The organism is Verrucomicrobiia bacterium (genome assembly GCA_019634635.1).
Lineage (GTDB): Bacteria > Verrucomicrobiota > Verrucomicrobiia > Limisphaerales > UBA9464 > UBA9464.
On the sequence record JAHCBB010000007.1, the window covers coordinates 115,588 to 129,366 of the forward strand.

13 protein-coding genes are annotated in these 13,779 nt (G+C 67.5%); 9 read left to right on the top strand and 4 right to left on the bottom strand.

Annotation, left to right across the window (positions count from 1 at the left end; translation table 11 throughout):
* Position 1 precedes the first annotated feature (1 nt).
* Positions 2 to 841, top strand: coding sequence for a hypothetical protein (locus KF791_06825; protein ID MBX3732293.1), 840 nt, complete (start codon positions 2 to 4; stop codon positions 839 to 841).
* A 16-nt stretch (positions 842 to 857) separates the two neighbouring features.
* Here KF791_06825 and KF791_06830 read toward each other — a convergent pair whose 3' ends face one another.
* From KF791_06830 to KF791_06840, 3 genes are all read right to left on the bottom strand, one after another.
* Entirely contained in the window at positions 858 to 1,268 is a 411-nt protein-coding gene (locus KF791_06830; GenBank protein MBX3732294.1) for a hypothetical protein, read from the bottom strand.
* An 88-nt stretch (positions 1,269 to 1,356) separates the two neighbouring features.
* Positions 1,357 to 4,323, bottom strand: coding sequence for a c-type cytochrome (locus KF791_06835; protein MBX3732295.1), 2,967 nt, complete (start codon positions 4,321 to 4,323; stop codon positions 1,357 to 1,359).
* Between the two features lie 74 nt (positions 4,324 to 4,397).
* The gene (locus KF791_06840; GenBank protein MBX3732296.1) at positions 4,398 to 5,516 is read right to left on the bottom strand and encodes an esterase; all 1,119 of its coding nucleotides are present in this window, start codon (positions 5,514 to 5,516) and stop codon (positions 4,398 to 4,400) included.
* Positions 5,517 to 5,756: 240 nt separating this feature from the next.
* Between KF791_06840 and KF791_06845 the strand changes: the two genes are divergently transcribed.
* The 5 genes from KF791_06845 to KF791_06865 all read left to right on the top strand — a co-directional run bounded on the left by KF791_06845 (position 5,757) and on the right by KF791_06865 (position 9,602).
* On the top strand, positions 5,757 to 6,728 hold the full coding sequence (locus tag KF791_06845; GenBank protein MBX3732297.1) for a hypothetical protein: 972 nt from the start codon (positions 5,757 to 5,759) through the stop codon (positions 6,726 to 6,728).
* Positions 6,729 to 6,752: 24 nt separating this feature from the next.
* Positions 6,753 to 7,409 (top strand): nucleoside monophosphate kinase, encoded by a 657-nt coding sequence (locus tag KF791_06850; GenBank protein MBX3732298.1) that lies wholly within the window; start codon positions 6,753 to 6,755, stop codon positions 7,407 to 7,409.
* Between the two features lie 4 nt (positions 7,410 to 7,413).
* The gene (gene fmt / locus KF791_06855) at positions 7,414 to 8,388 is read left to right on the top strand and encodes a methionyl-tRNA formyltransferase (GenBank protein MBX3732299.1); all 975 of its coding nucleotides are present in this window, start codon (positions 7,414 to 7,416) and stop codon (positions 8,386 to 8,388) included.
* Positions 8,389 to 8,475: 87 nt separating this feature from the next.
* Positions 8,476 to 9,135, top strand: a complete 660-nt coding sequence (locus KF791_06860) for a ribonuclease HII (protein MBX3732300.1) — start codon at positions 8,476 to 8,478, stop codon at positions 9,133 to 9,135.
* A gap of 20 nt (positions 9,136 to 9,155) precedes the next feature.
* Positions 9,156 to 9,602 (top strand): YraN family protein, encoded by a 447-nt coding sequence (locus KF791_06865; GenBank protein MBX3732301.1) that lies wholly within the window; start codon positions 9,156 to 9,158, stop codon positions 9,600 to 9,602.
* 58 nt (positions 9,603 to 9,660) lie between these two features.
* Here the strand turns inward: KF791_06865 and KF791_06870 are convergent, their stop codons facing one another.
* Complete coding sequence (locus tag KF791_06870; GenBank protein ID MBX3732302.1) at positions 9,661 to 10,260, bottom strand: HupE/UreJ family protein; 600 nt, start codon at positions 10,258 to 10,260, stop codon at positions 9,661 to 9,663.
* 415 nt (positions 10,261 to 10,675) lie between these two features.
* Between KF791_06870 and KF791_06875 the strand changes: the two genes are divergently transcribed.
* From KF791_06875 to KF791_06885, 3 genes are all read left to right on the top strand, one after another.
* Positions 10,676 to 12,052, top strand: a complete 1,377-nt coding sequence (locus KF791_06875) for a 3-isopropylmalate dehydratase (protein MBX3732303.1) — start codon at positions 10,676 to 10,678, stop codon at positions 12,050 to 12,052.
* Between the two features lie 40 nt (positions 12,053 to 12,092).
* A complete protein-coding gene (locus tag KF791_06880; GenBank protein ID MBX3732304.1) occupies positions 12,093 to 12,314 on the top strand; it encodes a hypothetical protein in 222 nt (73 codons plus the stop codon).
* Positions 12,315 to 12,405: 91 nt separating this feature from the next.
* Positions 12,406 to 13,770 (top strand): glutamine synthetase, encoded by a 1,365-nt coding sequence (locus KF791_06885; GenBank protein ID MBX3732305.1) that lies wholly within the window; start codon positions 12,406 to 12,408, stop codon positions 13,768 to 13,770.
* Positions 13,771 to 13,779: the final 9 nt, after the last annotated feature.

Here is a 13,779-nt window from a genome sequence, read left to right on the forward strand (position 1 = left end):
CGTGGGCCTGATCCCATTCATCTGTCCGCGCGTCGTCGTCCTGGGCGCCGCACTGGCCACCGCGACGGTTGCCCTTCCGGAGGAGGCATCAGCGCCCATTCCCGGAACGACCGCCGCACGGATTGTTGAGCGTCTGTTGCAACGGGCGGATGCCAATGCCGACCGCACGGGAGACCCCTGCCTGGAATGTCGGCGGCTCACGGTGGTCGAGGAACTCGACTCGCGCGGGGGCATTCGAAGCCGGAAGACCAAGGAACACACCGTGGTGCAGTGTGGCAGCGAACAACGGGTCACCCTGGTTCGTTTGAACGGAGAGGTGCCACCCGAGCCGGCGCGTCGGGAGGAAACCCGGCGGGAAGCAGGTCATCGCGAGACCTTCTCCCCGCGGCGTGAGCGCCCGCCGAAGATGCTGCAATCCCTCGGACGCGATCTGCTGGAGCAGTTCAACTACCGGCTGGCTGGCACTGAGGAGCGGGACGGCCGGGTGGCCCACCTCCTCATGTTCGAGCCCGCCGGGACCCGTTCCGACGGGAAGATCGGCGACCGGATCCTCAGGCGCCTCCGGGGCCGCCTCTGGGTGGACGCGGTGGAATTCGAACCCCTTCGGATCGAGGCGTCACTCGACCAACCGGTGTCCGTGGCCGGGTTCCTCGCCGTGCTGGATGACTTCCAAATCGTGGTGGACCGGCGCCGGCTCGAATCGGGTGACTGGGTGGATGAACGGGTGGAGGCCCGGGTCGGCGGGCGAAAGGTGCTCCAGCGATTCCGGGGACGCATGGAGGTGCGCCAGGAGGATTTTGCGGTCACCGCCGGGGCATCGGCTGCCCCGGGCGCCCCGTGATCCGCAGGGCATTCGCTCAGGATTTGCCCAACTGCAGGACGCGGATCTTGGCGCGGACCCGCTTGAAGGCGGGATGCTTGCGGGCGCAGGCAAGGTCGGGATCCCGTTGCAGCGATCGAAAGTCCCGGAACCCCAGCTCCAAGGCCTGCTCCAGCTCGCTGCATGCGCGCTCCGCCTCCCCGCTGAGCGCCAGGCTGCAGGCGAGATTGAACCGCACCACGGGATCGGCCGGCTTCAGCGAGCGGAGCTGCTCGTCAATCGCCAGACTGTCCTGGGACCGTCCACGCGTTGCATAGCCATCCCCCAGAAGCTCCAAGGCCTCCACAAAACCGGGATCACGCTTCACAAGGCCCTCGAGGAATCCGATCTCGATGTCGAGATCGCGGGCTGCCCGGCGGCTCAACGGCTGCTCACGATGATTGCCCATGCGTCGGGACCAAGTTTCCGGGACGACCGCCGGTCGTCAAGGCGTGCGAGCAATCGGTTTCGCCCCCTATGGGCACCCCGCGGCCACCTCATCGTGACTCCTGGAGAAAGGCGATGAGGTCGCGAAGGTCCTGGGGCGACCGGCCTTCTTCCAGGCCCTCGGGCATCAGCGAGAGCCCGCTGGACTCAATACGCACCACCGAACGGCGCGAAAAAACGAAGGTTCGTCCCTCGGCCTGAAGCAGGGTGATGGCCTCGGGCGTTTCCGCCTGCAGGAGTCCGGACACCTCCTCGCCATCGTCGGTTTCCACCGTGCAGGCGACGAAGCCGGGGTTGATGGCCATGTTCGGATCCAGAATGTTCGACAGCAGATCCTCCACGCTCCGATGCGCGACTCCCGTGAGATCGGGGCCAACGCGATGCCCCACGGGACCGGCGGCATGGCAGCGGGCGCACGCCTCGACAAACACGTCGCGGCCCCGAACCGGATCCCCCCGCTCCGGAAGGCGCGCCATCCATTCGGCTACAACCGCCCTGCGGTTGCCGTATTCCTCGTCGCCAAAAAAGTGCGATGCCCGCTCGCGGATGTCGTCGGTGCCCCCCCGCAGCAGACGCCGCCGCTGCTCCAGATCCAGGTTGAGTTCGCCCACGGTGAGCCGTCCGTCCTCGAGCGCGGCGAGCAGTGCCCCGTGGAATGGACGCCGATCCAGGAGCAACGCCAGCAGGGCGCCTCTCGCCGCCGGGCTTACGCGGCGCCAGCGATCCACCAGCGCGGATGCCAGGGCGGGTTCGCGGACGGATGCCAACGCACCAAGGGCCGTCCTTTGAAGTTCCAACGGTTCGCGGGCATCCAGCAGGGCGACGAGGGTGTTGGTGACTCCGGCTTCAGGGCCCAGCCCGAGCAGTCGTGCCTGTGCCACGCGGGTCTCCAGGGGAACCGAGGGATCCGTCACGTCTTCACGGGCACGATCCACGGCGGCCAGCTGTCCCGGGGTCTGGGGAAGCCCCAGGGCCTGAGTCACCCGCCACAGCGCCCGGAGTTCCTCAATGCCGGGCTCCCAGGATGGGCGCACGAACACCGCCCGGGCCTCGGAGCCCGGATCAGGCCTCACTCCGGAGCGCAGGAGGCCGTCGGCAAGCCCGTCCAGGATCGCCGTCCGGGTCGCCGGGTCCGGCACCGCGGCCTGCAGGACGATGACCTTCCCGACGGCATCCGGAATTCCGGGGCTGCGGGCTCCGGCGAGGGCGGCAACTTCAGCCACGGCCTCGCGATGGGCATCGGAGACGCCATTGTGAAACGGCGGACGTTCCAGGAGAGCTGACAGGAATGGCACCGTCGCCTCCGGATCCAGCGACGAGTAGATCGCCCTGCGGGTCCAACGATGATCCACATCGCGCTCCATCAGGATGCGGAACGGGGCCAACAGGAACTCTGTTTGAACGGCTCCCGCCGTGAGTGCCGCCTGGAATCGTACCCGTGCCTCCGGATCGCCCAGTCGGTCCAGTACCGCCGATCTCAGTTCCGGTTGCGCCGCCAGCATCGGCTCCGCCCCCAGCAGGGCATTCTCCCGAACTCCGGGGTGCGGATCGCTGAGCAGGGCTTTGAGGTCCCCAACGTCGAGGACGCCCAACCCCTGGAGGGTCCAGAGCGCTTCGACGCGCCCCTCGGGAATCGGGGTCGTCCGCACCAACTCCTGGATGGCCGGAACCGTGCCCCTGGCCGACCGCTCCAGCAACAGACGTCGGGCCGTCTGACGCCACCACGGATTCGCGTGGGCCAGATGCGGTACGAGTGCAGGGTCCGGAAGGCTCTCCAACTTCGGTGCCGTTCCGGAAACAAAGCCCTTTGGCGCCAGGCGATGAATGCGCCCGCGGTCCTCTCCGGCGCGGACGTCCTGCTGCCGGCGCACCACTTCCGGGATGTAATCGGGGTGCTCAATCACATCGCGTTGCATGTCGAGCACATACAGGGCGCCATCCGGACCCACCTCGGCAGCCACCGGGCGCGCCGCGGAATCCCGGGCGGCAACGAACTCGCGCGCCGCCTCCTCCGGCGCCCGGCTGGCCACAAAGCCGGGTCCGCTGCCGTTCACCACGTCGCGATGCAGGAGATTGCCCACCACGTCGCCCACAAGCACCGAGCCCCGCAGGTCCGGGGGGAAGACGGGGGAATCCAGATACCCAAGGCCTCCTGCGGCACTGAAATGACCGGCCTGCTCGGGGTGGTTCGGACGCGTTTGCGCCTGCGAAACGGGGAAGATCCGGCTCATCTCCCCGTGGTCGGAGATGGATTCCGTCAAGTCCACCGGCGGAAATCCCGGGTACCGCTCCGCGTGCCGGCGCAACAGGTACCGGTGCTGGATGTGGTCAATATTGTAGGTGGTGAAGGCCCGGCCAAACCCGTCGAAGATCAGCCCGAACCCTCCACCGCTGGCCCCGGTCCGTTCCACCACGCCGGTGTCGGGATCGAACGCAAAATCATCGCCGCCGAGGCGGAGCGTGTGCCCGGGACGCTTCGGCGATGTCAGCACGCCGCTGTTCCCGCCGTTGGCCCCATGAATCCGGTTGTCAGGACCGAACCGAAGGCCGTTGACCAGACTGTCGGAAACCCCACGGTTGAAGCCGGTGAGGACGACTTCCCGGACATCGGCAATCCCATCGCCGTCGGTGTCCTTGAGGAACAGGAGGTCCGGTGCCGCCGTTACCAGCACCCCCCCGCGCCAGGGAGTGACGCTCGTCACGTAGCTCAGGTCGCGGGCGAAGATCACCGAACGGTCGGCCACCCCGTCGCCATTGGAATCTTCCAGAAGCCGGATCGTGCTGCCCACGGCGCCGTCGGGGCCGGCGCCGTACGGGTAGTCCCGGCATTCGGCCACATACGCCCGTCCAGAGGCATCCCAGCAGATGGCCACCGGGTCCACGACCTGCGGTTCCGAGGCCCAGAGAATGAGTTCCAGGCGCGGATCCAGCTCAAACGGTTCCGGCGCGGGTGGCGCGGCAGCGACCGGCGGCAGGACCATCGCGAACCCCGCGGCCACGAGCGGTGCGAGACGCATGCCCGAGGATACCCGGGAACCCCGGGCGCGCCACGGCAGAGTGGATGCCCGGTTGAGCCGCCAGGTCGCTCACGTCATCGGAATAATTTCGGGGCAAAATCCACAAGGTATCCGCGCCACACCGGCCATGAGTGGTCCCCATCCGTCTCCAGGTACTCGTGCCGGACGCCCCTGGACTGCAGGAGGGCATGCCATTCGCCATTCCGGCCCAGCAGGAAATCCCGGGTGCCGCACGCGATCCAGAGGAGTTTCAGGTCGCGATTCACGGCGTCCGCGTTTTCCAATCCGCCGGCCACCGTGACGGCGGGAGGCGGCGCAGCGCTGAAGGCACCGATCCAGGCAAACCGGTCGTGGTGGTTCATCGCCACGGTCAGTGCATGGTGGCCGCCCATGGACAATCCGGCGAATGCACGCGCCCCGGGTCGGGCATCCACAGGGTATCGAGACTCGATGTACGGGAGGATGTCCCCGACCAACTCCCGACAGAACGCCGCCGAATTGGTGGGGCCGTAGTTCTCGAAGCCGGCCCCACCCGGCGGCAGGGCGTGGGCATCGGGCATGACCACAATCATCGGCACCGCCTTCCCGGAGGTGATGAGGGAATCCAGGATCCAATGAGCCTTTCCGTGGGCGGTCCAGGTGGCCTCATGATCGCTGTATCCGTGTGCCAGGTAGAGGACCGGCAGCGGTCCCGGAGCGGCCCCGGGGGGCGTATACACGAAGAGGCGACGCCAGGTCCCCAGCACCTGCGACCGGTAGGTGTGCTCGTGAATGGTCCCGTGGGGCACGTCCTGGAGGTCCCAGGGCGCCGGAGGCGTGGAGGGCACGTGAAGGATGCTCACCCCCGGCCATCGCTGCGGCTTGACGGCGCTGTTCTGCGGGTCAATGACGCTCAACCCGTCCACCACAAACCGATACTCGTGCACTCCGGGCGGCACCGACGCCACCGTGACGGACCAGACACCTTCGGCGTCCTTCGACAGGTGCGCATCGGGACCGAACTGGCCGCTGACGGTGACCTCCGACGCCCGGGGTGCCCGCAGGCGGAAGGTGACACTGCGATCGGCATGCAGTTCCGGGGACACCAGCGGCCCGGCTGGGGCACGCCGCACCGGGGCCTCGGCGGCAAAGGGCCACTCGGTCATTGGAGACAGCGCCAACAGCGCAAACAGGAACGCGGGCTTCAGATTCATGGTGACGCACTTTGAGGACCTGGAACGGGGCAACCATGGCACGGGCCGGGCCGGAGGACAGCCCCGCAGTGGACGCGATGCGCAGGCGCGCACACGTTGAGGCTTCGCTCCGTGGAGTTCGCGATCGTCCGCCCCTGATCCGCCCGTCCGGGAAACCGCATCGCCGTCCACGTCGTCAGACCGGGGGCCTTGATTTTTCGCGTTCGATTTTTCGTTTCCCGCCGTAAACCCGTTTTGCCAGTGTTGGCGTCCATGCGCTGGTGCCGCCAATTGCTAGCCGTCCTGTGGCTGCCGCTGGTCCTCGTGACCGCCGGGGCCGCCGACTTCAAGCTGATTACCGGCGATGTGTATCGCGGCACTCTATCCGCAGCGGACAACGACGGCATCGTGGTGCGGCTGGAGACCGGCGAGTTCTCCCCGCGGATTGACTGGGCCAAACTGAGTGATGAAACGCTTCGCGAGCTCCTCGACAACCCGCGGGCGCGTCCATTCGCCGAGCCCCTCGTCGAGCCCACCGACGTGGTGGTGCCCGCGAAGGTGAAGGCGGTGAATGTCCGCCCGGTGGCCGGGCGCATGCCGCTGCCGGAAGACGTCAAAAAAGGGCTGCTGAGCGCCCTGATGACGCCCAATGGACTGCTGCTGGTGATCGCCCTTTTCTTCGCCAATCTTTACGCCGCGTTCGAAGTGGCCCGGTTCAAGTGGCGTCCGCCCGCCCTCGTCTGCGGGCTGTCCGCCGTCCTTCCGGTCGTGGGCTGGGTCATTTTTCTGGTCCTCCCGCGGGTGACGGTGGCCGAAAAGGAAAGCGCGACGGAGGCGGCCGTGGCCGGCTCCAACGTGTCCGTTGCCACGGCCGCCCAGGCCGCGGAGGCACCCCGGGGCGGCGCGGCGGCGGCACTCGGGCTCTCCAAGGCGTCCGCAAGCGCCGGAGGCGGCGGCAGCGATGGCACGCCAAAGGTCTTCAAACGGGGTGAGACGACGTTCAACCGGCGCTTCTTCGAGACGCAGTTCCCCAGTTTCTTCCGCGTCATCACCAGCGATGCCGACCGCGACCTGGTGCTGGATGTGGCGGCCGGCAAGAGCAGTGTCGTCGCCTCGCGCATCAGCCGGATCTCGGCCGCGGAAATCCACTTCAAGACGACCACCAACCAGGAATTGGGTGTCAGCTTCGCCGACATCACCCAGGTCACCCTGCGCCACAAGGATGCCGCCTGACCCCGGGCCGCCGTCACGCGCCGCATGAAATACCGCGCCATCCTCCTCTTCGGCGCCCCGGGGGCCGGCAAGGGCACCCAGGGCAAAATCCTCGGGCAGATCCCCAATTTCGCCCACTTCTCCTGCGGCGAGGCCTTCCGAAACCTCCGTGTGGACTCCGCCTTGGGACGCGTGTTCGTCGAGTTCGCCTCGCGCGGGCAGCTCGTTCCCGACGAGCCCACGATCGAACTGTGGCGGCAGTCCATAGACGGCATGATCGCCACCAACCGGTTCAACCCGGAGGCGGACACCCTGCTGCTCGATGGGATTCCCAGAAACCCGAACCAGGTCCGCATCCTGGAGGACCTGATTGATGTGAAGGCGATCTTCAACCTCTTCTGTCCGGTCGTGGACCGCCTGATCGCCCGGTTGCAACGGCGCGCCCTCAAGGAAAACCGCCTCGACGACGCCAATGTCGAGGTGATCCGGGCCCGACTCGAAACCTACCGGCGCGAAACACGGGCGGTGCTCAACTGCTACCCCGACACGTTGATCCACCAGATTGACTCCACGCAGGAGCCGCTCTACGTGCTCCTCGACATCCTCAAGATCCTTGCGCGGATCCCGAAACCCGCGGTCAGCGACGGCAATACGACCTTCCTCCGGCGGGAGGACCTGGCTCCGGCGGGTGGATTGGCCTGAGCGCGTGTCCGATTCCCGGCCCACCGCTCCGCTCCGACTGGTCTTCTTCGGCACCCCGGAGCTTGCACGAACCCTCCTGATTGCAATCGCCGCCGAGCCGTCCATTCAGGTCGCCGCCGTGGTGACCCAGCCGGACCGGCCGATTGGGCGCGGACTCCAGGTGGCGCCGCCGCCGGTGAAGCAGGAGGCCGGACGGCTGGGACTCCCCGTCCTGCAGCCCGAATCGGCCCGCAATCCGCGGCTCTGCGATCAACTCGGGGCCCTGCACCCCGACCTGGGGGTCGTGGCGGCCTACGGACAGATCCTCCCGCAGGCCGTCCTTGAGATCCCGATCTTCGGATGCCTCAACGTCCACACCTCGCTGCTTCCCCGATGGCGGGGCGCGGCACCCATCCAGTGGGCGATCGCCGCCGGCGATTCCGAGACCGGCGTCACCCTGATGCGCATGGACGCCGGACTCGACACCGGCCCGATGGTGGCCACGGCACGCACTCCGATCCGCGACGACGACACCAGCGCCACCCTGCACGACCGGCTGGCCGCGCTGGGAGCCGCCCTCCTGCTGGAAACGATTCCAGAATACGTGGCCGGGAGGCGCCCCCCGCAGCCTCAACCGTCGGAGGGGATCACCTACGCGCGACGCATCCAGCGCGCGGATGGACGTCTGGACTGGAACCAGCCGGCCGTGGTCCTGTGGCGGCGGTTGCGCGCCTTCACCCCATGGCCCGGCGCCCACGCCTTCATTCCTGCCGCCTCCGGCCCGCGCCTTCTCAAGATTCATTCGGCGGTCCCCGAACTGCCCACCGGGGAGGAGGCGCCTCGCGCGCTGCCAGGCCAGATCCTCGGCGCCGCGGATCGTTCCCTGCGTGTGGCGTGCGGTGACGGCGTATTGCGACTGACGGAAGTGCAACCGGAGGGCGGACGTCGCATGGATGCCGCGGCCTTCCTCGCCGGCCATCCGGTGACCCGGCTGGAATAGACCTCCGCGCCGGTTCCGGACCGCGGACTGGTGCCTCCCCAGGTTCAGCGATTGCCCGCAACAAGAGCCCTCCTGCACGCTGCCTCCATGGTTCCGCAGTCCGAGGACCGTTTCCTGCACGAGCGGGAGTTGTGCACGCGCGGCATCCGGCGAATCGCCGGTGTGGATGAAGCCGGTCGGGGCCCGCTGGCGGGTCCGGTGGTCGCCGCGGCGGTGATCCTCCCGGAGTCCTGGATCCGCGGAGACATGCCCGATCGGCTGCGGGACCTCAATGATTCGAAGCAGGTGGCCCCGGCGCGTCGTGAGGCGCTTTTTGAAGCCTTGGTCGGCAACGACGCCGTGGAGCACGGCATCGCCTTGGTGGAATCCGGGGTGATTGACGCCATCAACATCCTCCAGGCAACGCATCGCGCGATGAACGAGGCCCTCCGGAAGCTGCGCCCGGCTGCGGATCACGCCCTCGTGGACGGCAGGCGCGTTCCCGGCCTGAGCGTGTGCCAGACGCCGCTGGTGAAGGGGGATCGGCGCAGTTACGCCATCGCGGCGGCCAGCATCCTCGCCAAGGTGACCCGGGACCGCTGGATGACCGGGGCCGACCTCCAGTGGCCCGGTTACGGATTTGCCGTCCACAAGGGCTACCCGACCCGGCAGCATCTGGAGGCGTTGTCACGGCTCGGACCATGCCCGATCCACCGCCGCAGCTTCGCACCCCTCCGGGCGCCGGATCCGGAGTTGTTTCCCGCCTGAACGGGCGGCCGCCCCCCCCGATGAGCTGGTTTGGGCGACTTCAGGACCTCTGGCGCTCCCGGCGAACCCAACCGCCGACCCCGCCTGCGCACCTGGACCTTGGGCGCCTCGGTGAGGATGCGGCGCGCAGGGAATTGGTGCGAGGCGGAATGAAGTTCCTCCTCGCCAACTTCCGGTCCCGCCACGGAGAGATTGACCTCATCCTGCGGGACGCCGACTGCCTGGTGTTTGTTGAGGTGAAAACACGATCTTCCGAGGAATGGGTGCGACCGGCAGCCGCTGTGAACGCGGCAAAACGGCACCGGTTGTCCCTGACCGCGGAAGACTACCTCCGACGGCTTGAGAACCGGCGCGTCAAATCGCGCTTTGATGTGGTGGAAGTCCTCGTCGCCGGCGGGTCCATCGCGGCGATCCGTCATCTGGTCAACGCCTTTCCCTGGGACCCGCGACGTCCCCGCAGACGATGACCTTCGGCGGAAGCCCGACCACGCCCCACGCCCCACGCCCCATTCCGGCACGGCCGGATCAGGCGAGGCAGAACAAGCCGCCCGCAACGATTCCGGCACCCGCCCACCGCAGCCACGGCTCCCGTTGAATCCGGATGGCCCAGGAACCGCTGGCGACCCCGACACCGAGCAGGCAGGCGCTGGCCAGCAGCAACCCCACGGCATGGCCGACCGCCACCTCGCCGCCGGCAACCGAGGTCCCATGTGCGGCGCCGTGGGCCGCGGCAAAGATGGCCGTGAGCATCAGGGCCACTCCCAGCGGCGCCCGTCGGGCGACCAAAACGGCGCCCCCGAGCACAAACACTGAGGCCAGAACGAGCGGTTCCGGGCCGGGGAAGCCACCCACCGAGCGGACACCGGTGGCACCCGCAATCAGCATCAGGAGAAAGACACCGGGGATTGCCCACCGCGCGCGCCCGCCAGCCTGGGCCGCCCACAAGCCGGCGCCCAGCAGGGCCAGTGCGTGGTCCAGTCCCGTGAACGGATGGAGAAACCCGTCCGCCATTCCGGGCGTGGCGCCATGCCCGGGATGCGCCATGGCTACCATCGGAACACACAGGGCGGCCAGCAGGCAGGCGGCCGGAACCCAACCGGGGCGGGGGCGGAAATGACGAATCATGGGACAGGTGAGATGGATGACGAAACACCCCGGGGCGCAACCCCGGAACGCAGCAAGGCTAACGCCGCCCCCGCCCCCACTGCAATCCCGACGCCGCCCGGGTCCGGAAGTTCCAGCGCGCTATGGCTCGCGGCCAACCGTCAGGGTTGGGGGATCGAAATCGGAAGCCACCAACGGCTCGACGGGACGCTCAACGACGACCGTTGGCGCCTCCGGCAAGCCCAAGCCCCTCCAAAAGTCGCTCACCGACTGCCGGTCCGTCATGGGCGAGGACAATCCCGCCAAAGCCATCGCCTTCGTCACCTCCCCTTCCCCAATGCTCCGTTGAGTGCTTCGTGCATATGCGCTGAGCGCCCGGTCGGACCCGTCCCGCCGGCTTGCGCCACCTGCCGGATCCGGGTTAGCCTGAAATCTCATGACACTGACTGAGAAGCTCCTGGCCCGTGCCGCAGGCAAGGCCCGGGTCGCGGCGGGCGAGAACATCTGGGTCTCGGCCGATGTGCTCATGACCCACGACGTGTGCGGCCCGGGAACGATCGGTGTCTTCCATCGGGAGTTCGGGGCGGATGCCAAGGTCTGGGACCGCGAACGGGTGGTCATCATCCCCGACCACTACATTTTCACCGCCGATTCCAAGTCGAACCGCAATGTGGACCTCCTCCGCGACTTCGCCCGGGAACAGCAGTTGCCGTATTTCTACGACGTCATTGATGACCCCGACGGCCAGTGGAAGTTCGACCCGTCGAAAGGACTGCTGAAGCGGCAGTACGGCTCCACCTACGCCGGCGTCTGCCACACGGCACTGCCGCAGAAGGGGCACACCCGGCCGGGCGAGGTGCTGTTTGGCACCGATTCGCACACCTGCATGGCCGGCGCCTTCAACCAGTTCGCCACCGGCATCGGCAATACCGATGCCGGCTTCGTCCTCGGTACCGGACGCCTCCTGGTCAAGGTCCCGGAAACCATGCACTTCCGCATCGAGGGCCGGCTCCAGCCCGGCGTGATGGCCAAGGACATCATCCTGCACTGCATCGGCGAAATCGGGTTCGACGGGGCCACGTATCGGGCGATGCAGTTCGACGGTCCCGGGGTGGCGTCGCTGTCCATGGACGACCGCATGACCATTGCCAACATGGCGATCGAGGCCGGCGGCAAGAACGGCATCTTCGAGTTCGACGCCCGCACCCAGGAGTACGTGGATGCCCGCACCCGCTTGAACGATACCCGGACCACCTACGAGCCAGTGCTGCCGGATGCCGACCAGAGGTTTGTGTACGAGACGGTCGTCAACCTGGAGACCCTGGAGCCGACCGTCGCCTGCCATCCCGACCCCGGACAGCGCCGCAAGGCGAAGGAACTCGGGCACATCAAGCTGGACCGGGCCTACGTGGGATCCTGCACTGGTGGCAAGACCAGCGACTTCGTGGAGTTTGCGCGGGTGCTGCGCGGACGACGCGTCGTGATTGACACGTTCGGCGTCCCGGCGACACCGGAGATTGTTCACGACCTCCAGTCCACGCGGTGGGGAGATCGGACGGTCTGGCAGATCCTGGAGGATGCCGGGGTACGCATGACGGAGAACGCGGGATGTGCCGCCTGCCTGGGCGGGCCGGTGGACACCTTTGGCCGCATGAACCAGGCCGGCCTCAAGTGCATCAGCGCCACCAACCGGAACTTCCCCGGTCGGATGGGCCACAAGGAGAGCCAGGTCTTCCTCGCCTCACCGGCCACTGTCGCCGCAAGCGCCCTCGCCGGCCGAATCACGGACCCAAGGGAATTCGTGTCCAACTGAGACGCCCCCCCCGGCGGTTACTGATCAACAAGGACTGTCCGTGCCAAAACGTGATGGATTCGACTGGGTTGCGTTCGCGGTACACTTCCTGTTCGGGGCGATTCTCGGAGCTGGAATCGGGATGACCGTCTGGGGTCGTCCGGCTCTCGGAATGTACGAATCCCGGCGGGCCGGCGCGGTCTGCATTGCCTTGGGCGCATTGAGCGGCGGCCTGCTCGCCGGGTTTGGACGCGATTCGTTTTGGAGCTCCTTGGGCCGTTGAGCCTGCCACTATACGGGTTTTTCAGTCCAACCGCGGCGCGGCCATCGGTTGCCGCTTTTCGAGCGGGACGACGCCCGATAGCCTGCGCGGCATGACGTTTGCCGAGTTGGCGGCCCAGGTGAAGGCGGGGGCTGTGGACACCGTGCTGGTGGCCGTTCCGGACCCGTTCGGCCGGCTGGTCGGCAAGCGGTTTCGCGCGGATCACTTTCTGAATTCCGTCGCCGGCCACGGCACCCACGGCTGCAATTACCTGCTGACGGTCAACCTGGAGATGGACCCCCTCGACGGGTTCGCCGTGGCGAACTGGGAGTCCGGCTTTGGTGACTTCGAACTCCGGCCGGATCCTTCGACGCTCCGCATTCTGCCGTGGCAGACGGCGTCCGCCCTGGTGATCTGCGACCTGCATCGTCCGGACGGCACGAGGGTCCCCGAGGCCCCCCGATCGGTGTTGCGCGCCCAGGTAGGCCGGCTGGAGCAACTGGGATTCACCTGCGAATGCGCCAGCGAACTGGAGTTCTACCTGTTCAACCAGACCTATGCCGCGGCATCCGCAGGCGGCTATCGGGATCTGACGCCGTCCAGCGACTACCGGATTGACTACCACCTCATGCAACCGGCGCGGGACGAGCCGATGATGCGGGCGATCCGAAACGGAATGACCGAAGCCGGCGTCCCGGTGGAGAGCAGCAAGGGGGAGTGGAGTCGCGGCCAGCACGAGATCAACTTCACGCATGCGGCACCGTTGCCCATGGCCGACGGGCATGTGTTGTTCAAGCAGGGCGTCAAGGAGATCGCCGAGCAGCATGGGAAAGCCGTGTCGTTCATGGCCAAGTATGCCCCCACCGAGGCGGGCAACTCGTGCCACATCCACCTCAGCCTGTGGAAGGGGGGCCGGAACGCCTTCCATGCCGAACCGGGCCGCCGCGGACGCACGGCCGGCGGCCCGACGCCGTTGTTCCGCCAGTTCCTGGGCGGTCTGCTGAAATACTCCCCGGAGCTCTGCCTCCTCTACGCGCCCACCATCAACAGCTACAAGCGCTACCAGGCCGGCAGTTGGGCACCCACCCGGATGGCATGGGCGACGGACAATCGCACCACCGGATTCCGGGTCGTGGGCCACGGTGCCTCGTTCCGGCCGGAGAACCGCATGCCCGGCGCCGACGCCAATCCCTACCTCGCATTCGCCGCGATGATCGCCGCCGGACTGGCCGGTGTGGAGGAGGGCCTCGATTGCGGGGAGGAATACCGCGGCAACGCCTATCTGGACCAAAAACTCCCGCGGTTGCCCGCCAGCCTCGCGGAGGCCACCAACCTGTTTGCCGCCTCGCGCCTCGCCCGCACGGCGCTCGGCGATGCCGTGGTGGACTTCTACACCCATCACGCACGCCTCGAGCACGAGGCGTTTTCCAGTGCCGTCACCGACTGGGAGAAGCGACGGTACTTCGAGCAGATTTGATCCCCCGCC

Bases quoted from the DNA above. Each gene is read 5' to 3' on its own strand.
- KF791_06830 (MBX3732294.1), bottom strand. From the start codon at position 1,268: ATGGGCAATCATCGTGAGCAGCCGTTGAGCCGCCGGGCAGCCCGCGAT.
- KF791_06835 (MBX3732295.1), bottom strand. From the start codon at position 4,323: ATGCGTCTCGCACCGCTCGTGGCCGCGGGGTTCGCGATGGTCCTGCCG.
- KF791_06840 (MBX3732296.1), bottom strand. From the start codon at position 5,516: ATGAATCTGAAGCCCGCGTTCCTGTTTGCGCTGTTGGCGCTGTCTCCA.
- KF791_06850 (MBX3732298.1), top strand. From the start codon at position 6,753: ATGAAATACCGCGCCATCCTCCTCTTCGGCGCCCCGGGGGCCGGCAAG.
- KF791_06860 (MBX3732300.1), top strand. From the start codon at position 8,476: ATGGTTCCGCAGTCCGAGGACCGTTTCCTGCACGAGCGGGAGTTGTGC.
- KF791_06865 (MBX3732301.1), top strand. From the start codon at position 9,156: ATGAGCTGGTTTGGGCGACTTCAGGACCTCTGGCGCTCCCGGCGAACC.
- KF791_06870 (MBX3732302.1), bottom strand. From the start codon at position 10,260: ATGATTCGTCATTTCCGCCCCCGCCCCGGTTGGGTTCCGGCCGCCTGC.
- KF791_06875 (MBX3732303.1), top strand. From the start codon at position 10,676: ATGACACTGACTGAGAAGCTCCTGGCCCGTGCCGCAGGCAAGGCCCGG.
- KF791_06885 (MBX3732305.1), top strand. From the start codon at position 12,406: ATGACGTTTGCCGAGTTGGCGGCCCAGGTGAAGGCGGGGGCTGTGGAC.